General features: G+C 71.5%; 18 protein-coding genes. 9 read left to right on the top strand and 9 right to left on the bottom strand.

Annotated features, from left to right (window positions below):
* The first annotated feature begins 3 nt into the window (after nt 1-3).
* The 5 genes from tdh (at nt 4) to AB0A63_RS21130 (ending at nt 4,603) form a co-directional block, all read left to right on the top strand.
* Nucleotides 4-1,035, top strand: a complete 1,032-nt coding sequence (gene tdh, locus AB0A63_RS21150; RefSeq protein ID WP_360393841.1) for an L-threonine 3-dehydrogenase — start codon at nt 4-6, stop codon at nt 1,033-1,035.
* Nucleotides 1,035-2,213, top strand: coding sequence for a glycine C-acetyltransferase (locus AB0A63_RS21145; protein ID WP_360393839.1), 1,179 nt, complete (start codon nt 1,035-1,037; stop codon nt 2,211-2,213). The genes tdh and AB0A63_RS21145 overlap by 1 nt, the downstream gene beginning before the upstream one ends.
* A gap of 67 nt (nt 2,214-2,280) precedes the next feature.
* Complete coding sequence (locus AB0A63_RS21140; RefSeq protein WP_360393836.1) at nt 2,281-2,754, top strand: sigma-70 family RNA polymerase sigma factor; 474 nt, start codon at nt 2,281-2,283, stop codon at nt 2,752-2,754.
* Nucleotides 2,739-3,755: a hypothetical protein gene (locus tag AB0A63_RS21135; protein WP_360393834.1), complete on the top strand. Its 1,017-nt coding sequence runs from the start codon at nt 2,739-2,741 to the stop codon at nt 3,753-3,755. The genes AB0A63_RS21140 and AB0A63_RS21135 overlap by 16 nt, the downstream gene beginning before the upstream one ends.
* Nucleotides 3,752-4,603 carry a LysR family transcriptional regulator gene (locus AB0A63_RS21130; RefSeq protein WP_360393831.1) on the top strand — a complete coding sequence of 284 codons (852 nt, stop codon included), beginning with the start codon at nt 3,752-3,754 and terminating at the stop codon, nt 4,601-4,603. The genes AB0A63_RS21135 and AB0A63_RS21130 overlap by 4 nt, the downstream gene beginning before the upstream one ends.
* Here AB0A63_RS21130 and AB0A63_RS21125 read toward each other — a convergent pair.
* Nucleotides 4,600-5,283, bottom strand: a complete 684-nt coding sequence (locus AB0A63_RS21125; protein ID WP_360393828.1) for a hypothetical protein — start codon at nt 5,281-5,283, stop codon at nt 4,600-4,602. The genes AB0A63_RS21130 and AB0A63_RS21125 overlap by 4 nt on opposite strands.
* Before the next feature lie 53 nt (nt 5,284-5,336).
* The gene (locus AB0A63_RS21120; RefSeq protein ID WP_360393825.1) at nt 5,337-5,786 is read right to left on the bottom strand and encodes a MarR family transcriptional regulator; all 450 of its coding nucleotides are present in this window, start codon (nt 5,784-5,786) and stop codon (nt 5,337-5,339) included.
* A 70-nt stretch (nt 5,787-5,856) separates the two neighbouring features.
* Between AB0A63_RS21120 and AB0A63_RS21115 the strand changes: the two genes are divergently transcribed.
* Entirely contained in the window at nt 5,857-6,255 is a 399-nt protein-coding gene (locus AB0A63_RS21115; RefSeq protein ID WP_360393822.1) for a Rid family hydrolase, read from the top strand.
* Here the strand turns inward: AB0A63_RS21115 and ptsP are convergent.
* The 6 genes from ptsP to AB0A63_RS21085 all read right to left on the bottom strand — a co-directional run bounded on the left by ptsP (nt 6,252) and on the right by AB0A63_RS21085 (nt 13,083).
* Entirely contained in the window at nt 6,252-7,883 is a 1,632-nt protein-coding gene (gene ptsP, locus AB0A63_RS21110) for a phosphoenolpyruvate--protein phosphotransferase (RefSeq protein ID WP_360393819.1), read from the bottom strand. The genes AB0A63_RS21115 and ptsP overlap by 4 nt on opposite strands.
* 109 nt (nt 7,884-7,992) lie before the next feature.
* Nucleotides 7,993-8,868 carry a ribokinase gene (locus AB0A63_RS21105; protein ID WP_360393816.1) on the bottom strand — a complete coding sequence of 292 codons (876 nt, stop codon included), beginning with the start codon at nt 8,866-8,868 and terminating at the stop codon, nt 7,993-7,995.
* The gene (locus tag AB0A63_RS21100; protein WP_360393814.1) at nt 8,865-9,779 is read right to left on the bottom strand and encodes a substrate-binding domain-containing protein; all 915 of its coding nucleotides are present in this window, start codon (nt 9,777-9,779) and stop codon (nt 8,865-8,867) included. Before AB0A63_RS21100 ends, AB0A63_RS21105 begins: the two co-directional genes overlap by 4 nt.
* 30 nt (nt 9,780-9,809) lie before the next feature.
* On the bottom strand, nt 9,810-10,715 hold the full coding sequence (locus tag AB0A63_RS21095; RefSeq protein ID WP_360393811.1) for an ABC transporter permease: 906 nt from the start codon (nt 10,713-10,715) through the stop codon (nt 9,810-9,812).
* Nucleotides 10,712-12,121: a sugar ABC transporter ATP-binding protein gene (locus tag AB0A63_RS21090; protein WP_360393808.1), complete on the bottom strand. Its 1,410-nt coding sequence runs from the start codon at nt 12,119-12,121 to the stop codon at nt 10,712-10,714. The genes AB0A63_RS21095 and AB0A63_RS21090 overlap by 4 nt, the downstream gene beginning before the upstream one ends.
* Complete coding sequence (locus tag AB0A63_RS21085) at nt 12,118-13,083, bottom strand: LacI family DNA-binding transcriptional regulator (RefSeq protein WP_360394804.1); 966 nt, start codon at nt 13,081-13,083, stop codon at nt 12,118-12,120. Before AB0A63_RS21085 ends, AB0A63_RS21090 begins: the two co-directional genes overlap by 4 nt.
* A gap of 103 nt (nt 13,084-13,186) precedes the next feature.
* Here AB0A63_RS21085 and AB0A63_RS21080 point away from each other — a divergent pair, with 103 nt between their 5' ends.
* Both AB0A63_RS21080 and AB0A63_RS21075 read left to right on the top strand, forming a co-directional pair.
* Nucleotides 13,187-15,181 (top strand): DUF2339 domain-containing protein, encoded by a 1,995-nt coding sequence (locus AB0A63_RS21080; protein ID WP_360393805.1) that lies wholly within the window; start codon nt 13,187-13,189, stop codon nt 15,179-15,181.
* 122 nt (nt 15,182-15,303) lie between these two features.
* Nucleotides 15,304-16,380 carry a hypothetical protein gene (locus AB0A63_RS21075; RefSeq protein ID WP_360393803.1) on the top strand — a complete coding sequence of 359 codons (1,077 nt, stop codon included), beginning with the start codon at nt 15,304-15,306 and terminating at the stop codon, nt 16,378-16,380.
* Here the strand turns inward: AB0A63_RS21075 and AB0A63_RS21070 are convergent.
* Nucleotides 16,320-18,389 carry an MMPL family transporter gene (locus AB0A63_RS21070; RefSeq protein WP_360393801.1) on the bottom strand — a complete coding sequence of 690 codons (2,070 nt, stop codon included), beginning with the start codon at nt 18,387-18,389 and terminating at the stop codon, nt 16,320-16,322. The two genes, AB0A63_RS21075 and AB0A63_RS21070, sit on opposite strands and share 61 nt — an antisense overlap.
* 152 nt (nt 18,390-18,541) lie before the next feature.
* Between AB0A63_RS21070 and AB0A63_RS21065 the strand changes: the two genes are divergently transcribed.
* A complete protein-coding gene (locus AB0A63_RS21065) occupies nt 18,542-19,267 on the top strand; it encodes a TetR/AcrR family transcriptional regulator (RefSeq protein WP_360393798.1) in 726 nt (241 codons plus the stop codon).
* The last annotated feature ends 15 nt before the right edge of the window (nt 19,268-19,282 follow it).

The raw sequence follows: 19,282 nt of genomic DNA, 5'->3' as shown, positions 1-19,282 counted from the left end.
CGCATGAAGGCTCTCGTCAAGGTCGCCGCTGGGCCTGGACTCGAACTGACCGACGTCCCCGACCCCACGCCGGGTCCGACGGACGTGCTGGTCAGGGTCCTGCGCACCGGCATCTGCGGCACCGATCTGCACATCGACTCGTGGGACGACTGGGCCGCGGCCAACATCAAGGCGCCGCTGGTCCTCGGGCACGAGTTCGTCGGGGAGGTCGTCGAGGTCGGCGGCTCGGTGACCGGCGTGAAGGTCGGTGACCTGGTCAGCGGCGAGGGCCACCTGGTGTGCGGCACGTGCCGCAACTGCAAGGCGGGCCGCCGGCACCTGTGCGCCAACACGCGTGGCCTGGGCGTGCACTCCGACGGCGCGTTCGCGCAGTACGTGGTGCTGCCCGAGCAGAACGCGTGGGTGCACCGCACGCAGGTCGACCTGGACGTGGCCGCGATCTTCGACCCGTTCGGCAACGCCGTGCACACCGCGCTGTCGTTCCCGGTGATCGGCGAGGACGTGATCATCACCGGCGCCGGTCCGATCGGGATCATGGCCGCCGCCGTCGCCAAGCACGCGGGCGCGCGCAACGTCGTGATCACCGACATCTCCGAGCACCGCCTGGACCTGGCCCGCAAGGTCGGCGTCGACCTCGCGGTGAACGTGGCCGAGAAGTCGATCGCCGACGCGCAGGCCGAGCTCGGCATGGCCGAGGGCTTCGACGTCGGCATGGAGATGTCGGGCAAGCCGGTCGCGCTGCGCGACATGATCGCGAACATGGCCCACGGCGGCCGCATCGCGATGCTGGGGCTCCCCGCGGAGGAGTTCCCCGTCGACTGGAGCAGCGTCGTGCTGAAGATGCTGCACATCAAGGGGATCTACGGCCGCGAGATGTTCGAGACCTGGTACTCGATGACCGTGCTGCTGCAGCGCGGACTCGACCTCGCACCGGTGATCACGCACCGGTACGACCACACGCAGCACGCCGAGGCGTTCGCCACGGCGCGCGAGGGCAAGTGCGGCAAGGTCATCCTCGACTGGACGGGAGCCTGATGTACGGCGAGCTGAAGAACGACCTGGTCAAGACGATCGGGGAGATCCGGGAGGCCGGGCTCTACAAGGCCGAGCGAGTGATCGCGACCCCGCAGAACGCCGCCGTCCGCGTCGGTTCCGGTGACGAGGTGCTGAACTTCTGCGCCAACAACTACCTGGGACTCGCCGACCACCCGCGGCTCATCGAGGCCGCGAAGTCCGCTTTGGACGAGTGGGGCTTCGGCATGGCCTCCGTGCGGTTCATCTGCGGCACCCAGGAGCCGCACAAGGAGCTGGAGGCGAAGCTCTCGTCGTTCCTCGGCACCGAGGACACGATCCTGTACAGCTCGTGCTTCGACGCGAACGGCGGCCTGTTCGAGACGCTGCTGGGCGCCGAGGACGCGATCATCTCCGACGAGCTGAACCACGCGTCGATCATCGACGGGGTACGGCTGTCGAAGGCCCGCCGGTTCCGCTACAAGAACCGCGACATGGACGACCTGGAGCGCCAGCTCAAGGACGCCTCCGACGCGCGCTACCGCCTCATCGCGACCGACGGCGTGTTCTCGATGGACGGCTACCTCGCGCCGCTGGACGAGATCTGCGACCTGGCCGAGCGGTACAACGCGCTGGTCATGGTCGACGACTCGCACGCGGTGGGCTTCACCGGGCCGACCGGTCGCGGCACGCCGGAGCTGTTCGGCGTGCAGGACCGGGTCGACGTCGTGACCGGCACGCTGGGCAAGGCGCTGGGCGGTGCGTCCGGCGGGTACACGTCCGGTCGCGCGGAGATCGTCGAGCTGCTGCGCCAGCGGTCGCGGCCGTACCTGTTCTCGAACTCGCTCGCGCCGTCGATCACGGCCGCCGCGATCGCCGCGCTGGACATGCTGTCGTCGTCCTCGGAACTGCTCACCCAGCTGCGCTCGAACACGGAGCTGTTCCGCCGCCGGATGACCGAGGAGGGCTTCGACCTGCTGCCCGGCGAGCACCCGATCATCCCGGTGATGATCGGCGACGCCGCGGAGGCCGGCCGCCTGGCCGACCTGCTGCTGGAGCAGGGCATCTACGTGATCGGCTTCTCCTACCCGGTGGTGCCGCACGGCAAGGCCCGCATCCGCACGCAGATGTCGGCCGCGCACTCGACGGAGGACGTGAACCGCGCCGTCGACGCGTTCGTCGCCGCTCGCGCAAAGATGTGATCCGGGTCACCTCGCAGTAAGAATCGGCACGGTCTGCGCACTACCTCGTGAAGAGGGAGGGGCGATCGTGGAGGACTTCTCCGCCGTCTACCGCGAGTGCTACCCGCGGGTGCTCGCCTACGTGGCGAGCCACGCCGGGTCGCGGCTCGCCGAGGACATCACCAGCGAGACCTTCACGATCGCCTGGCGCAGGCTCGACCGCATGCCGGCGAACGCGCTGCCGTGGCTGATCGGGATCGCCCGCAACCTGGTCAGGGAGGCGCGCCGGCAGACGACGCACTACGAGCTGGCCGACCTGCCGGGTGACGACGCCTTCGCGGTGGTCGAGCTGCGGGCGGCGCTCGCGGGCCTGTCCGACGCCGACCAGGAGGTGCTCACGCTCATCGCGTGGCACGGCCTGGGCGCCGCGGAGGCCGCGCAGGTGCTCGGGTGCACCACGGCGACGTTCTTCGTGCGCCTGCACCGAGCCCGACGGCGGTTGCAGGCCGCTCTCTCGGCACCGAACTCCGACCGTGCGAGGGAGTCATGGAAGACCTCATGAAGAGCCTGGCCAGGGCCAAGCCGCCGACACCGGAGGTCGACCCCGCGCGGGCGGAACGCGACCTGGCCCGCATCACCGCGCTGCCGCGGGACAGGCCGGCCAAGCGGCAGTTCGTGCTCCGGTTCGCCCCACCGCTGGTCGTGGCCGGGGTGATCGCGCTGGTGGTCGTGCTGCTGCCGCGGCCCGTCGACCCCGCGCGGCCGGCCGAGCCGCCGCGGTGGTGGCACGTCCTGACGCAGCACTGGTCGTTGATGCGCGTCGGCGAACCGACCAACCCGTACCTCGTGGAGTTCGAGTCGAAGACGGACCGGTGGCTCAACGCCGACACCGAGGTCGCGGTCGTGCAGAAGGACGGCGAGGTGTCGCCCTACTCGAGCGAGGACGAGGAGCGGTGGACCGCGGCGGGCAAGCCGGCCACCGCACCCCAGATCGGCGGGTCCCGTTCCGTGCGCATCGGACCGATGAAGCCCGCCGTGCAGAAGGCCGCCGTGTCCGGGTTCCAGATGTCGTTGCACAGCCCCGTGCGGCTCGACTCGTTCAGCTCGCTGCCCACGGACCCGGTGGAGCTGCGGAAGGTGCTGGAGTCCCTGGTCGGCACCGAGGACGCGTACCGGACCGCGACGCTCGCGATGGACCTGATGACCGCGAACGTGAGCGACGCCCAGCGGCGGGCGGTGTTCGAGCTGCTCAAGACCCTCGACGGGGTGCGCTTCCTGACCGACGTCCCGGTGGGCGCCGACCGCAGGGGCGTCGCCGTGGCGATCGCCGCGCCGCCGACCTTCCAGTTCTCCGACGTCGAGACCCGCCTGGTGGTCAACCCGGAGACCGGGCTGCCGGTCGAACGCCGGGACGTGCTCACCACGGCGCAGCTCGGCCTCCCCGCGGGCATGCCGATCGCGGAGGAGAAGTACCTCCTGCTGGACAGCACGTCGATCGACCCGATCCTGCCGCGGGACGTGCCCGTGAACGGCGGAGTGGAATCCCCCATCATTGAGCGGTGATCGATCCGCGACGCCTCCGAGTCCTGCGCGCGCTGGCCGACCACGGCACCGTGACCGCCGCTGCCGCCGCACTGCACCTCACGCCGTCGGCGGTGTCACAGCAGCTGGCGGCCCTGGAGTCGGAGGCCGGCCACCCGCTGCTGCGCCGCTACGGCCGCCGGGTGTCGCTGACCCCGGCCGGTGAGCTGCTCGTCGCGCACGCCCACGTCGTCGCGGCGGAGCTGGAACGCGCACAGGCCACTTTGGACGCCCTCGCCTCGGGCTCTGCCGGTCGGCTGGCGGTGGCGTCGTTCGCCTCGGCCATCACGCAGGTGGTGGCCCCGGCACTGGCGGCGCTGCGGGAGCGGTCCATCGACCTGTCGGTGCGCGACGCCGAGGGCCACGAGAGCGTGCGGCTGCTGCTGGACGGCGAGATCGACGTGGCCATCACCGAGGAGCACCGCACCACCGAACGCTTCACGTGCTTCCCGCTCTACACCGAGCCGTTCGACGTGGTGCTGCCGCCGGGCCACCCGCTGACCGGCCCGGTCGACCTGGCGGCGCTGGCCGACGAGGACTGGGTCGTGACCCTGCCCGGCAACCCGCTGCGCGACGTCGTGGAGATGGCCTGCGCCCAGGCCGGTTTCGCACCGCGGATCCGCCACACGTCCGACGACTTCCGCGCCATCGAGGCACTGGTGGCGGCGGGTGCCGGGGTGGCGCTGGCGCCGCGGAACGCCATCGCCGGTGTGCCGGTGGCGGGCGTGGCGCCGTTGCGGCGGGTGGTGGCGGCGGTCCGGCGGGGCAGTGAGGAGCACCCGCTGGTGCAGACGGTGCTCCGGGAACTGCAACGGGCCGCAGGCCGCTAGACCGGCGGCAGGTGGGCGGCGACCTCGGCGAGCGCGTCGAGGGTGTCGTGGTCGATGCGGCCGGTGGCGGTCTCGGCCTCCGCGACGGTCACGCGCTTGCCGTCGCGGTCGCTGCCGTAGCGCAGGCCGGTGAAGCGGATGTCGGCCATGCCGAGCAACGCGGCGCCGAGCGGGTGGACGTCACCGCTGCCGTGCCGGGCCATGACGGACTCGAACGCGCGGGCGTCGCCGGTGGACGCGAGACCCACCCACACGACCGAGACGACCGCCGTGTTCCCGGCTCCGTCGGTGACCGCGAACAGCACCCGGTCCAGCGAGGTGCAGCGGTTGCGGGTGAAGAACTCGCGCACCTCGCCGAACGACGCCGCCACGCACTCGGCCTGCTGCCGGGCGGTGCGGTTGAGCTGTCGCATGCCCAGGCGCTGCCAGGCACCGCCGGTGTCGCCCTTGCGCGCGGCCTTCTGCCCTTCCGCTTTGCGCGGGCCGAGCCGTGCCGACGACGTTCCCGAGCCCAGCTCCGCCGAGCCCAGCTCCGCCGAGCCCGCGCCGCCGACGGAGAGCGAGCCGGTACCAGCGGCGACGCTCAAGGCCAGCGCGCCGGCCACCACGACACCCGCACCCTTCTTGCCGCCGCTGTTGAGCGGGATGCGTCTGCCGTTCTTGGTGATCCAGTCGGTCATGGGACTCAAACGCCGAGACCGCGGCCCGGCGTTGTCACCCGATCCGGTGGTCGCTAGGGCGGGGGGATCGTCACCCGCAGCTTCGCCGCGATCCGCGTCAACGCCTCCCGGTCCGCCGCCGTCAGCGGGTCCAGCACGTGTTCGCGCACGCTGCGCAGGTGCACCGGGGCCGCGGCGGCGACCACGTCGTAGCCGGTGTCGGTGAGGGTGGCGAGGGTGTAGCGGCCGTCGTCGGGGTCGGGGGCGCGGGTGACCCAGCCGCGCTGTTCGAAGCGCTTGACGACGTTGGACAGGCGGGAGAGGGAGCCGTTCGCGAGGTGGGCGAGCTCGCTCATGCGGATGGTGCGGGCCGGGGCCTCGGAGACGTGGCTGAGGACCAGGTAGTCGAAGAGGGACAGGCCGGCCTCGGACTGCAGCGGGGCCTCCAGGCGGCCGGGGAGCAGCAGGACCAGGGAGATCAAGCCGGTCCAGGCGTCCTTCTCGTCGGCGTTCAGCCACTCCATGCGCGGCAGCTTACTTCACGCTTGAAGTCGTGTACGGTTGACTTCAAGCGTGAAGTGAAAGGAGCGGGACATGCCGGAGTTCTTCGCGACGCCGGGGTACGGCGAGACGCAGCGCGAGAACATGCACTACAGCCAGGCCGTGCGGATCGGCGACCGGGTCGAGACCTCGGGGCAGGGTGGCTGGGACGACGGGTTCGAGTTTCCGGAGAGCCTCGAAGCGGAGATCGTGCAGGCCTTCGAGAACGTCGAGCGGACGCTCCAGACCGCCGGTGCGAGCTGGGCGGACGTGGTGCACGTGAACTCGTACCACGTGCTGGGCGACGACACGTTCGACGACCACAACCGGGTCATGGTCGAGCAGTTCCGCGCACGGATGGGCGAGCGCGCGCCGATCTGGACCGAGAGCGGGGTCACCGCCCTCGGTCACCCGAAGATGCGCGTGGAGATCCGCGTGACCGCGGTGGGCTAGTGCGGGGCGCGGGCGGCGAGCTTGGCCGAGGCCGGGTCGTGGGCGGCCAGTGCGCCGCGGGCCGCGAGCTGGCAGATGTCGAGGCTGGAGGTGGCGAGGCGGGCGCCGACGTCGGCCAGTGCGGTGTGGTTCATCGACAGCGACGTCACGCCCATGCCGACCAGCACGCACGCCAGCAGCGGGTCGGCCGCCGCCTCGCCGCACACTCCGACGGGCTTGTCGGCGGCGGTGGCGGCCTCGCCGACCAGGGCGATCAGGCGCAGGAGCGCGGGCTGCCAGGGGTCGTTCAGCGCGGCGACGCCGCCGAGCTGGCGGTCGGCGGCGAAGACGTACTGCGCCAGGTCGTTGGTGCCGATGGAGATGAAGTCGACGACCTGCAGGATCTCGCGGGCCGAGAGCGCGGCGGACGGGACCTCGACCATCACGCCGGCACGGGCGATCCCGGCGGCGCGGGCGCGTTCGACGAACCAGGCTGCCTCGGCGGCGGTGGCGACCATCGGTGCCATCACGGAGACGTCGGCGCCGGTGGACTTCGCTGCGGCCGCGATCGCCTCCAGCTGGCGGTCCAAGACCTCGGGGCGGTCGAACGCCACGCGCAGGCCGCGGACGCCGAGGGCCGGGTTCGGCTCGGGGTCGGGGCTCAGAAACGCCAGCGGCTTGTCGGCACCCGCGTCCAGGGTGCGCACGACGACCGGCTTGCCCTGGAACGGCGCCAGAACAGCCTCGTAAGCAGCGGTCTGATCGGCAACGGACGGTTCCTCCGCGGCGTCGAGGAAGCAGAACTCGGTGCGGAAGAGCCCCACGCCCTCGGCTCCGGCGGCAGCGGCGGCCGCGGCGTCGGCGGGGGAGCCGACGTTGCCGAGGACCTTCACGCGGTGGCCGTCCTTCAGCACGCCGACGCCGTTCCACACGGCCTTCTGGCCGGTGCCGGCGGCGCGGACCTTGCCGTCGGACTCGCGCACCACGCCGGTGTCGCCGTCGACGTCGAGCGCGGGGACGTCCAGCGCCAGCACGCCGCGGCACGCGACGACGGCGGGGATGCCCAGGGAACGGGCGAGGATCGCGGTGTGCGAGGTGGGGCCGCCCTCCTCGGTGACCAGCGCGAGGACCTTCGACGGGTCGAGGCCCGCGGTGTCGGCGGGCGCGAGGTCGCGGGCCACCAGCACGGACGGCGAGGCCAGGTCGGGAACGCCGGGCGCGGGCAGGCCGAGCAGCTCGGCCACCACGCGGTCGCGGACGTCCTGCACGTCGCGGGCGCGTTCGGCCATGTAGCCGCCGGCGGCCTGCAACGCGGTCACGAACTTCTGCGCGGCCTGGTGCACCGCGCGGGCAGCGGGCAGCGACTCGTCGACGACGAGCTTCTCCGCGGCCTTGATCAGGGAGGGGTCGCCGGCCATGGCGGCGGTCGTCTCCAGCACGGCGCGGGCGTCGCCCTCGACCGTCTTCGCGCGCTCCATCAGGCGCTGCGCGACGACCTCGGTGGCCGGGCGGATGCGGGAGGCCTCGTCCTTGGTGTCCGCGGGTCGCGGTCCCGTCGGGGGTTCCGGCAGGGCCTCCGCGACCCGCACCACGGGACCGGAAGCCCGGCCGCTGCTCACACCGACACCGCTCAGCCGCGCGCTCGACATGGTCTAGACCATACCCTTCAGCTGGATTCTGAGGACAGCTCAGTGTGACCAATCCAGCCGCGGGGCGCGGAACGCCGCGACGCTCGTCATGTGGTCTTAACGCAAGAGGTCACTCCGGCAGGGCGCTGACCTCGGCCGCGGTCGGGTAGGACGGCTGCGCGCCGGCCTTCGTGACGGACAGGGCGGCCACCTTCACGGCGTAGCGCGCGGCGTCCGGCAGGGTGTCGCCCGCGGCGAGCCTGGCCGACAACGCACCGGCGAACGCGTCACCGGCACCGGTCGTGTCCACCACCTCGGCCACCTCGACAGCGGGCACCTCGACCGTTCCGCCCTCGGCGACCACGGCGACGCCACGCGACCCGAGCGTCACGATCGCCGCCTCGGGACCGAGCTCCAGCAGGCCCTGCCACGTCGGCGCGAGCTCGGCGGCCTCGTGCTCGTTGACGACCAGCACGCTCAGCCGTTCCAGCGTGGCGGCGGGCAGCGGCGCGACCGGCGACAGGTTCAGCACCGTCCGCACACCGGCGGCCGCGGCGGCCTCGATCGCGTGGCTCACGGTCTCCAGCGGGACCTCCAGCGAACACGCCAGCACGCGCACGCCGTCGAACGACAGCGCGTCCACCTCGGACTTCGACACGTCCAGGTTCGCGCCGGGCGAGACCACGATCGAGTTCTCGCCGTCCGGCGTCACGGTGATGTACGCGATCCCGGTGGGCCGCTCGGACGTCTTCACCAGCGCGGTGTCCACACCGGACGACTCCAGCGAGTCGCGCAGCAGCGACCCGTACCCGTCGCCGCCCAGCGCACCGACGAGCGCGACCGGCGCACCGACGCGAGCGGCGGCGACGGCGGTGTTCGCGCCCTTGCCGCCGGGCAGCACGACGGTGTCGCCGCCGAGCACGGTCTCACCGCCGGCGGGCCGCCGGCCGACCTCGACGACGAGGTCGGCGTTGGCGGACCCGAGGACCAGCAGGGTGTTCGTCACTTGAGGAACTCTGCCACGTTCTGCTTGGTGATGACCTTCACCTCGACGTCCACGACCTGCTGGACGGCCTCGCCCTTCGCGGCGTGGACGGCCTGCTCGACGGCCTTCTCGCCGAGGACCTTCGGCTGCTGGGCGACGGTCGCGTAGAGCGTGCCGTCCTGGATCGCCTTCAGGCCGTCGGGCGTGCCGTCGAAGCCGACGACCATGACGTCCTTGCCGGCACGGGCGCCGAGCGCCTTGATCGCGCCGAGCGCCATCTCGTCGTTCTCGGCGAAGATGCCCTTGATGTTCGGGTTGCCCTGCACCAGGTTCGTGGTCTCGTTGAGGCCCTTGGCGCGGTCGAAGTCGGCCACGGCGGTGGCGACGACCTTGATGTTCCCGCTGTTCAGGCCCTGCTCGAAGCCCTGACCGCGGTCACGCGACGCGGACGCGCCGGAGATGCCCCTGAGGTGCGCGACCTCGCCGGAGGCCGCACGGCCGAGCTCGATGGCCGCGAGGCTGCCGCCCTGCACGTTGTTCGACGCGACCTCGGCCGCGACCTTGCCCTCGACGGCGCGGTCGACCGAGATCAGCGGGATGTTCGCCTGCTCGGCGGCCTTCGCCGCGGGGGCGGACTGCTTGGAGTCGACCGGGTTCAGGATGATCGCCTTGACGCCCTGCGTGACCAGCGTCTGCACCTGGTTGACCTGGTTCGTCGCGTCGTTCTGCGCGTCGACCACGGTCAGCTTGGCGCCGAGCTTGTCCGCCATCGCCTGCGCGCCCTGCTGCAGCTCCACGAAGAACGGGTTGTTCAGGGTGGACACGGCGAGGCCGATGGTGATCTGGCCTCCGGACGCACCGGTCCCACTGCACCCGGACGCCAGCAGCGCGGCGGCACCCAGGGTCAGCGCGATCCGTCGGGTCACCTTCATTGGTGTCTTCCTTACCTGTTGCGGGTTGTCTCAGCGACGGCGAAGGGAGTCGAGCAACGCGGCGAGTGCGATCACCGCGCCGATGACGACCTGCTGCCAGAACGGCGGGACCTGGAGCAGGTTGAGGCCGTTGCGCAGGACGGCGAGCACGAGGGCGCCGACCAACGTCCCGGTGGCGCGGCCAACGCCACCGGACAGCGACGCACCACCGATGACGACAGCGGCGATGGCGTCGAGCTCGTAGCCGGCCGCGGCCTGCGGACCGGCGGACCCGAGCCGTCCCGCGAGCACGAGACCCGCGGCGGCGGCGAACAGGCCGGACAACGCGTAGATCCAGAGCTTGGTGCGGCGCACGTCGATGCCGCTGAGCTTCGCGGCCTCCTCGTTGCCACCGATCGCGTACATGCGGCGGCCGAGGTTGGTGCGCGTCAGGACGAGACCGGTGACGCCGAAGAACAGCAGCATCAGCAGCAGCGGCAACGGCAGCGACGGCGTGAGGTTCGAGCCGAGGAACGTCACCAGCTCGTCGGTCTCGTGCGGCTGGCCCTCGGAGAACACCAGCGTGAGACCGCGGGCCACGCTGAGCATCGCGAGCGTCGCGATGAACGGCGGCAGCTTGCCGTAGCTGACCAGCGCGCCGTTGACGAGACCGCACAGCGCGCCGACGACCAGGCCGAGCGGGCCCGCGGTCAGCGCGCCGACCATCGCGGCCAGCGCGGCGATGCTGCCCACCGACAGGTCGATGCCGCCCGCGACCACCACGAACGTCATGCCGAACGCCATGATCGCGATGACCGCGGCCTGCACGCCGACGTTGAGCAGGTTCTGCGCGTTGAGGAACGCCGGCTGCATGACCGCGATGACCACGGCGAGCACGAGGAGCCCGGCGAGGGCCCCGTTCTCACTTGCGTACTTGCGAATGCTGATCGTGCTCACGCTGGGATCTCCTGCACGGCGAGTGCCATCACCTGGTCTTGGGTCGCGCCCTTCGGCAGCTCACCGGCCACCCGGCCGTGGGCCATCACGACGACGCGGTCGCTCATCCCGATCACCTCGGGCAGGTCGCTGGACACGAGCAGCACGGCCCGTCCGGCGGCGGTCATCCGGTTGATGAGCTCGTAGATCTCGACCTTCGCGCCCACGTCGACACCGCGCGTGGGCTCGTCGAGGATGAGCACCTTCGGGTCGGCCAGCAGCCACTTGCCGATGACGACCTTCTGCTGGTTGCCGCCCGACAGCTCCTTCACGGGCTGGTCGACGCGGCCCTTGATGCGCAGCTTGCCCGCGATGTCGTGCAGCCTCGACCGGTCGCGGTCGGTCAGCGTGACGAGTTCGAGGTTTGAGCCGACGGTGGCGGTGAGGACCAGGCCCTGGCCCTTGCGGTCCTCCGGCACGAGGCCGAGACCGGCCTTGATCGCGGCCTGCACGTCGTGGCGCGGCAACGGCTTCCCGTCGACCGCGACCGTGCCGCTGTCGTAGTCGTCCACGCCGAACGCCGCGCGCGCGACCTCCGTGCGACCGGCGCCGACCAGTCCGGCGACGCCGACGACCTCGCCCGCGCGCACCTCGATGTCGACGTCGGCGAAGACACCGCGCTTGGTCAGGCCGGAGATCCGCAGCAACGGCTGACCGGGGCGACCGGCCGCGCGCGGGTACTGCTCGTCGATCGGGCGGCCGACCATCAGCTCGATCATGTGCCGCGTGGTGGCCCGCGGGCCGAGCACGCCGACGGACCGGCCGTCGCGCAGGACCGTGATGCGGTCGGCGATGCGCTGGATCTCGTCCAGGTGGTGCGTGATGAAGACGAGGCCGACGCCGTTGCGCCGCAGCTGGTCCATGATCTGCAGCAACCGGTCGGTCTCGGTGTCGGTGAGCACCGCGGTCGGCTCGTCGAGGATCAGGACACCGGCGTCCTTGTCGAGCGCGCGGGCGATCTCGATCATCTGCTGCTGGGCGATGCCGAGGTCGCGGACCTTGGCGTTCGGGTCGACGTCGAGGCCCACGCGGTTCAGCAGCTCGGGCGCCCGGCGGCGCATCTCGGCCCGGTCGACGAACCCGAACCTGCGCGGCAACCGGTTGAGGAACAGGTTCTCCGCGACGCTCAGCTCGGGGACGAGCGCCAGCTCCTGGTGGATCACGGCGAGGCTGGCGCGGCCCACGATGGTGCCCGCGTCGTGACCGTGGATGCCCGCGAGCACCTTGACCAGCGTGGACTTGCCCGCGCCGTTCTCGCCGAGCAGGACGTGCACCTCGCCCGCGTTGATGTCGAGGTCGACGCCGTCCAGCGCCCTGGTGGCGCCGAAGTGCTTGGTGATCCCGCGGGCGGTGATGAGGGTCTTCACAGCTCGGCCTCCCCGAGCGAGCCGCGCAGCACGAGCTTCGCGGTGAGGCGGACGTCGTCGGGCTGCTGCCCGTTGATCAGGGCGAGCAGGCTGCGCGCGGCGGCCCTGCCCATCTCCACCGTCGGTTGCGCGATGACGGAGATCGGCGGGTCGAGCAGCGGGAACCACGGCTGGTCGTCGAACACCGCGAGCGCGATGTCGTGCGGAATCCGCAGGCCGCGCGACCTGATCTGGGCCAGCGCGCCCAGGCCCATCAGGTTGTCCATCGCGACCAGAGCGGTGGCGCCGTCGTCGAGGAGCCTGGCGGCGGCCTGGCTGCCGCTCTCCTGCCGGAAGTCGCCGTGCACGACCTGCGCGAGGCCGCCCAGTGCACCGGTGAACACGGTGCTGCGCTCTCTCCCGGTGGAGGTGTCCGGTGGTCCCGCTATCACACCGATGCGGGAGTGGCCGGCGCCGACGAGCCGCCGGGCGAGCGCGGTCAATGCCTCGCTGCCGTCGGCGCGGACGACGGGGCAGGTCGCGCCCCTGACCGTCCGGTCGAGCAGGACGAGCGGAACGCCGCCTGCGCTCACTTCGCGAACCAGGGCGGGGTCATCGGTCGCGGGGCACAGCAGGAGGCCGTCCACCCGGCGGTCGAGCAGGGTGCGCACGTAGGTGGCCTCCTGCTCGGCGCTCTCGTCGGCGTTCCCGATCACGACGCAGTAGCCGTGTGACCGGGCTTCGTCCTCGACCGCTCGCGCGATCTCGGCGAAGAACGGGTTCAGCAGGTCGCTGATGACCAGACCGAGGGTCTGGGTGCTGGTGGTCCTGAGGGATCGCGCCAGGGCGTTGGGCCGGTAGCCGAGCTCCTCGATCGCGGCGAGCACCCGCTCACGGGTCTCGGGCGTCGGCGCGGCGTGGCCGTTGAGCACGCGCGACACGGTGGCCGTGGAGACGCCTGCGTGCTGCGCGACGTCCTTCATGGTCGTCACGAGGGCGTAGTTAATCGATTACACACCTGTCCAGTCAAGCCGGGTGAGTAGGTGTACGGATGTCACCGGGCGTGTGCTGCCTCACCCTTGTCGTATGAACGGACAGGATCGCCTCGGGTACGAGCAGCGCCTCGCGTTGGAGCTCGCCGCGATCGGGCAGCGGCTGACCACGATCAGCGCGGAGATGCGCGAGCAGCACTCGGCCGTCGCCGTGGCAGAAGCCGAGGCACCGGCGCGGGCCGCGGAAGCACCGGCCGCGGAGGCCGTCGCGCCGCCCGCCGAGCCAGCCACCCCCGTTCCACCCCAGGCGCCCGCACCGGCCGCACCCCCGCCCTCGCCCAACCCCTGGTCACAGACCGCACAGCCGCAGTTCCCCCCGCCCCCCACCCAGTGGCCTCAGGGGCACGCGGGGACCCCACGTACCCCTGTGGGACACGCGGGGCCCCCGCGTGCCTTCCCGCAGCAGGGGCGGCCGCAGTGGCAGCAGGCGCCGGTGCCGCCGCGCGAGACGCTGTTCCAGAAGCTCAGCAAGGACGGCGCGGGCTCGAAGCTGCTGGCCTGGGTCGGTGGCGCGATCACCGTGCTCGGCCTGGTCATGCTGATGGTCCTCGCGATCCAGCGCGGCTGGCTCGGCCCGGTGCCGCGCGTGATCGGCGGCGCGGTGCTCAGCTCCGCGATGATCGGCATCGGCATGTGGCTGCACCGCAACCCGACCGGCCGCACCGGGGCGTTCGCGCTCGCGGCGACCGGCTTCGCGGGCCTCTACCTCGACGTCATCGCCGCCACCAGCCTGTACGGGTACCTGCCGCCGTTCGCGGGCCTGGTCGTCGGCCTGGTGGTCGCCGTCGCCGGTGTCGTGCTGGCGCTGCGGTGGGACTCGCAAACGCTCGCGGTGTGCGTCGTCGCAGCGTGCGCCGTCTGTTCGCCGATCATCACCGAGGGCTTCTCCGTGCTGCTGGTCGGCTTCCTGCTGGTGCTGAAGATGGCCAGCACGCCGGTCCAGATCAAGCGCAACTGGCCGGGTCTCGCGATCGCCGGCGGCTTCCCGCCGATCATCGCGTCGATGCTGGCCACCGCGAGCGCGATCCCCGCGGACTACGAGTGGACGGTCGTCGGCGTCGCGGCGGCCACGACCGCGGTGGGCATCGCGGTCGCCCTGATCACCGTCTGGAAGCGACCGGCGGACGTCGTCGCGATCGCACTGGTCGCCGGGTCTGCGCTGCCGTCGATGTTCGCCACCACGCTGCTGGACCGCACCGCCGGGTCGGTGCTGGTCGGAGCGGTGGCCGCAGTGCTGCTGGCGATCTGGATGGTGCCGGACCTGCCGCGGGCGTTCGCGACGGCGGCCGGTGCGACCGGCATGCTGGCGCTGTTCCAGACGACGGTGGTCGCGCTCGACGGCAACGTGCGCGCGGCGGTCGTGCTGGCCGAGGCGATCCTGCTGGCGTTCCTCGCCGCCCGCCTGGGCAAGAAGAGCGCGCTGGTCGGGTCGATCGCGTTCGGCGCGCTCGGGTTCCTGCTGGCCATCACGCAGGCGGTGCCGCTGCCGTGGCTGCTCGACGAGCCGCGCTACCGCCCGGCCGGTGTCGGCGACTACGCCGCGGGCATGGTGACGGCGCTGGTGCTGGCCGCGTTCGCGGTGGCCGTTCCGTGGGCGGCCAGGAAGATGCGGGTCCTGCGCGAGCCGGCGGAGAACCCGCTGCCGTGGATCGCGTCCGGGCTGGTGGTGCTCTACGGCGCGGCGGGCCTGGTGATCTGCGGCGCGCTGCTGGTGTCGCCGAACGAGACCGGGTTCCTGTTCGGGCACTCGATCGTCACCGTGTCCTGGACCGTCGCCGCACTGTTCCTGCTGGTCAAGGGCATCAACGTGACGGCGCTGCGGATCTGCGGGCTGGTGCTGGTCGCGGCAGCGGTGGCGAAGCTGCTGCTGTTCGACCTCTCGGCGCTGGACGGGTTCGCGCGGGTGCTGGCGTTCCTCGGTGCCGGTCTGGTGCTGCTCACCGCGGGCGCCCGCTACGCCAAACTGGTGGCGTCGCGGAAGACCCCCGAGCCGCACGAGCCCACTCCGGTGGCTCCGCGCTCCTGCTGATCGGGACGAACGCCGCCCGCGCCGCCGTCGCGGGCGGCGTTCGTACTACGACCAGGCGTAGATTCCCCTCGACGGAGTGACGCAGGTAGATCGAATAACCCCGAAGTGGTCCGATTCGGGCTATGGCAAAGCCACGCCTCGTGGCCGCGGTTCTGGCACTCTCAGCGGTCATCGCGGCGATGGGTGTCGAGCAGCAGCACGACCTCGTTCCGACCTCGTCCGGCACGTCGGCGCCACGCGCGTACGTGGTCGGCAGAACCGGTCTCGTCCAGGTCGTCGACACCGGCAGCGGTGCGGTTCTGGCCGAGGCCGACACGGCGGGCCGCGCGACGGGCGTGGCGGTGTCACCGGACGGTGAGCGCGTCTACGTGGTCAACGGCTGGTCCGGCGCGATCACCCAGGTCGACCCGCACACCGGCGCGGTGCGCGACCGGCTCTTCACCCAGGTCCAGCTCTCCCAGGCGGCGATGCGCCCGGACGGCCAGCGCCTGTACGTGAGCGCGAGCGGCAGCGTGGCCGTGGTGGACCCGCGGGAGTTCCGGCTGGTGGCCGCGATCAAGGTCGGCGGGCAGCCGCAGGGCCTCGCGGTCCACCCGAACAACAAGGTCCTCTACGTGGCGAACGCCCAGGACGGCACGATCAGCCTGGTCGACACCGCCGTCGCGTTCCAGACCTCGACCGTCTTCGTCGGCGGCCTGCCGCAGCACCTGGCGGTGTCACCGGACGGGTCGCGGCTCTACGTGAGCGGCATGCGGCTGGGGGAGAGGACGCCGGGCACGCTGACGGTGATCGACACGGCCACGAACCGGGTCGTCGGCTCGGCGGGCATCGGCACCGGGGCGGGCGGCGTCGCGGTGACCCCGGACGGTGCGACGGTCTACGTCGCGCTGCCGAAGGAGGGCTCGGTCGCGGTGGTCGACGCGGCGACCATGACCGTGCGGGAACGCCTGCCGATCAACGCGCCCGGTGTCGCCATCGCGCCAGGTGACCGGAGGGTCTTCCTCGCGACCGGGGCGACGACGACCGTGCTGGACAGCTCGAACGCGGTGCTCGCGACCTACCCCATGCGCACCACCGCGTTCGTGGAAACGACAGGGCCGCGCCAGTTCGACGCGGCCCTGATCGCTTTCGCTCCTGGTCAGCCGACCGCGGCCGGGACCTTGACCTCCTCGTCGAAGTCGTCCGCCGGCTCGTCGTGAAGCGCGAGGCGCTCCTGGATCCGCTTGAGGGGACCGGGCGCCCACCACGCGGCGTTGCCGAGCAGCTTCAGCACGGCGGGCACGAGCAGCATGCGGACCACGGTGGCGTCGAGTGCCAGCGCGAGGATCATGCCGACGCCGACGAACCGCATCATCGCGACCTGCGAGAACGCGAACGCGCCGGTGACGACGATCAGCAGCAGAGCGGCTGAGGTGATCACCCGGCCGGTCTTGGCGAGACCGGTCGTGACCGCCTCCTCGGTGGTGGCGCCGTTGCTGCGCGCCTCGACCATCCTGGACAGCAGGAAGACCTCGTAGTCGGTCGACAGGCCGAACACGATCGCCGCCATCAGCACGACGATGCCGGACTCGAGCGGCCCCGGCGTCACGCCGAGCAGGTCGGCGAAGTGGCCCTCCTGGAACACCCAGACCAGCACGCCGAAGGTCGCGGACAGCGACAGGGCGCTCATGACCACGGCCTTGAGCGGCAGCACGACCGAGCCGAACGCGAGGAACATCAGCACCAGCGTCGCGCCGACCAGCAGGGCGACCATCAGCGGCAGCCCGTCCTTGATGGCGTCGAGCGAGTCGCTGACCATGGCGGTGTTGCCGCCGACGAGCACCTCGGCGCCCTGCGGGGCCGGCAGCGCGCGGACGTCCTTCAGCGCCTGCTTCGACTCGTCGCTCAGCGCGTCCCGGTCGAGCCCCGCGGACACGGCGGTGACGCCGTTGCCCTGGCCGAGCGGCTGGAGGTCACCGATGCCGGAGACGTCCTTGACCCGGTCCAGGTACTGCTGGACGGCGGCCTGGTCCCCGCCCTTCACGACGACCTTGAGGCCGGTGCTGGAGAGCGCGGAGAAGTTCTCGTTGATGTTCTCGGTGGCCACGCGGACGGCGTTGCCCTCGGGCAGGACCTTCTCGGTGACCTGGCCGAACTGCACGCCGAGGAACGGCGCGCCGAGCGCGACGAGCACACCGATGATCGGCACGGCGACCAGCACGGGCCGCTTCATGACCTTGCCGCTGAGCGTGCGCCACCCGCGTTCGCTGGGCTCCTTCTTGCGCCACGGCATGGCGAGCTTGTCGACGCGGTGGCCGAGCACGCCCAGCAACGCGGGCAGCAGCGTGAGGGAGACGAGCGCGGCGATCGCGACCGCCGCGACACCGCCGTACGCGAGTGACTTCAGGAAGCCGTGCGGGAAGATCAGCAACCCGGCGAGGGCGATGACCAGCAGCGTCGCGCTGAACAGCACGGTGCGGCCGGCGCTCGCGACGGTGCGGCCGACGGCCTGTTCGGTCGTGCGCCCCTGCGCGAGCTCCTCGCGGAACCGGCCGACCATGAACAGGCCGTAGTCGATCGCCATGCCGAGGCCGAGCAGCGAGGCGACGTTGACCGCGAACGAGTTGACCTCGGTGTAGATGGCGACGACGTGCAGCACGCCGAGCGCTCCCATGATCGAGAGACCACCGACGACGACCGGCAGCGACGCGGCGACCAGGCCACCGAAGATGACCACCAGCAGGAGCAGGACCAGCGGCAACGAGAACATCTCTGCGCGCGTGAGGTCCGCCTGCGACATGTCGTTGATGGCCTTCTGGGTCGGCACGAGACCGCCGACCTGCTGGCTGAACCCGTCGATCGCGAGCCGCGGCTGGACGTCCTCGAACTGCTTGATCTGCTCGTTCGAGTCGCTGCTGCTCAGCGTGATGACGACGAGGGCCTGCTGCTGGTCGTCCGCAGGCACGGGCCCGACGACGCCCAGGACGTCCTCCTCGGGCAGTCCGGCGACGTGGTCGGCGACCTTCTTCAGTTCGAGCGGGTTCGCGAAGTCACCCCGGTAGATGACGATCACATCACCGTTCTTGCGCCCGAACGCCTCTTCAGCGACCTTGTCCGCACGCGCGGCCTCACTGCTCGGGGCCTCGTACCCACCCTGGCTGAGCTTGTCGAACACGCCCAGTCCCCACACGCCGCCGAGGACGGCGAGCAGTACGGTCGCGACCAGCACCACCCAACGCCGTCTGTGTGCGAGCGAGCCCCATTTCGCGAACATGGACGACGGCCTCCTGGGTAGTACCGTGAACACCCGAACCTTGTAAACACCGTTCACTGAAACCGTACGGGGCCGTGCACGGGGTCTACAACCCGATGGAGTGACATATGACCCAGGCCACTCGCCGAGACCGCCTTCGCGCAGAAACAGAGCGTGAGATTCGGCAGGCGGCCCGCGCCCTTTTGGTGGAACGCGGCCGTGACGCAGTGACCCTGCGTGCGATCGCACGCGAACTGGGCATCACCGCACCGGCGCTCTACCGCTACTACGACTCGCACGACGCGCTGCTGCGCCAGCTCTGCGACGACATCTGCCAGGACATGGGCGCCGCGCTGCACGCCGACCTGGCCGCGGAGACGTCCGACCAGGTGGACTGCCAGGTGCGGGCGGTGTGCCACAGCTTCCGCCGCTGGGCGCTGGCCCACCCGCAGGAGTTCGCGCTGGTCTTCGCCTCACCCCGCGACCCGCTCGGCGCCGACCAGTTCGGTTCGGTGTTCCTGCAGCTCGCCGGTGGGCTGATCGCGTCCAACCTGGGCGCCAAGCACGTGGACGACCCGGTGCCGAAGGCGCTGCACGAGGACCTGGCGCGGTTCCAGCAGGTCCTGATCGACGTGGTGGGGCAGCACGGCGTGACCGTCGGCGACGACGTGCTCAGCCTGGGCAAGATCTACTACGTGGTGCAGTCGTGGGTGCGGCTGTACGGGCACGTGGCGCTGGAGGTGTTCGGGCGCTTCCCGTTCGCGGTGAGCAACCCGGAGCCGATGTTCGACAGCATGATCGACCAGCTGCTCACGGACATCGGGTTCGACGAGGAGGAGGCCGCTGCTCAGTGAGCAACGGCCTCCTCG

The organism is Lentzea sp. NPDC042327 (genome assembly GCF_040647275.1).
GTDB lineage: Bacteria > Actinomycetota > Actinomycetes > Mycobacteriales > Pseudonocardiaceae > Lentzea.
Note: the sequence above shows the minus strand (reverse complement) of the source record. Positions and strands in the feature narration are given on the sequence as shown.

Coding starts and splice junctions, on each gene's coding strand:
- tdh (WP_360393841.1), top strand. CDS start 4: ATGAAGGCTCTCGTCAAGGTCGCCGCTGGGCCTGGACTCGAACTGACC.
- AB0A63_RS21145 (WP_360393839.1), top strand. CDS start 1,035: ATGTACGGCGAGCTGAAGAACGACCTGGTCAAGACGATCGGGGAGATC.
- AB0A63_RS21135 (WP_360393834.1), top strand. CDS start 2,739: ATGGAAGACCTCATGAAGAGCCTGGCCAGGGCCAAGCCGCCGACACCG.
- AB0A63_RS21125 (WP_360393828.1), bottom strand. CDS start 5,283: ATGACCGACTGGATCACCAAGAACGGCAGACGCATCCCGCTCAACAGC.
- AB0A63_RS21120 (WP_360393825.1), bottom strand. CDS start 5,786: ATGGAGTGGCTGAACGCCGACGAGAAGGACGCCTGGACCGGCTTGATC.
- AB0A63_RS21115 (WP_360393822.1), top strand. CDS start 5,857: ATGCCGGAGTTCTTCGCGACGCCGGGGTACGGCGAGACGCAGCGCGAG.
- ptsP (WP_360393819.1), bottom strand. CDS start 7,883: ATGTCGAGCGCGCGGCTGAGCGGTGTCGGTGTGAGCAGCGGCCGGGCT.
- AB0A63_RS21100 (WP_360393814.1), bottom strand. CDS start 9,779: ATGAAGGTGACCCGACGGATCGCGCTGACCCTGGGTGCCGCCGCGCTG.
- AB0A63_RS21085 (WP_360394804.1), bottom strand. CDS start 13,083: ATGAAGGACGTCGCGCAGCACGCAGGCGTCTCCACGGCCACCGTGTCG.
- AB0A63_RS21080 (WP_360393805.1), top strand. CDS start 13,187: ATGAACGGACAGGATCGCCTCGGGTACGAGCAGCGCCTCGCGTTGGAG.
- AB0A63_RS21075 (WP_360393803.1), top strand. CDS start 15,304: ATGGCAAAGCCACGCCTCGTGGCCGCGGTTCTGGCACTCTCAGCGGTC.
- AB0A63_RS21065 (WP_360393798.1), top strand. CDS start 18,542: ATGACCCAGGCCACTCGCCGAGACCGCCTTCGCGCAGAAACAGAGCGT.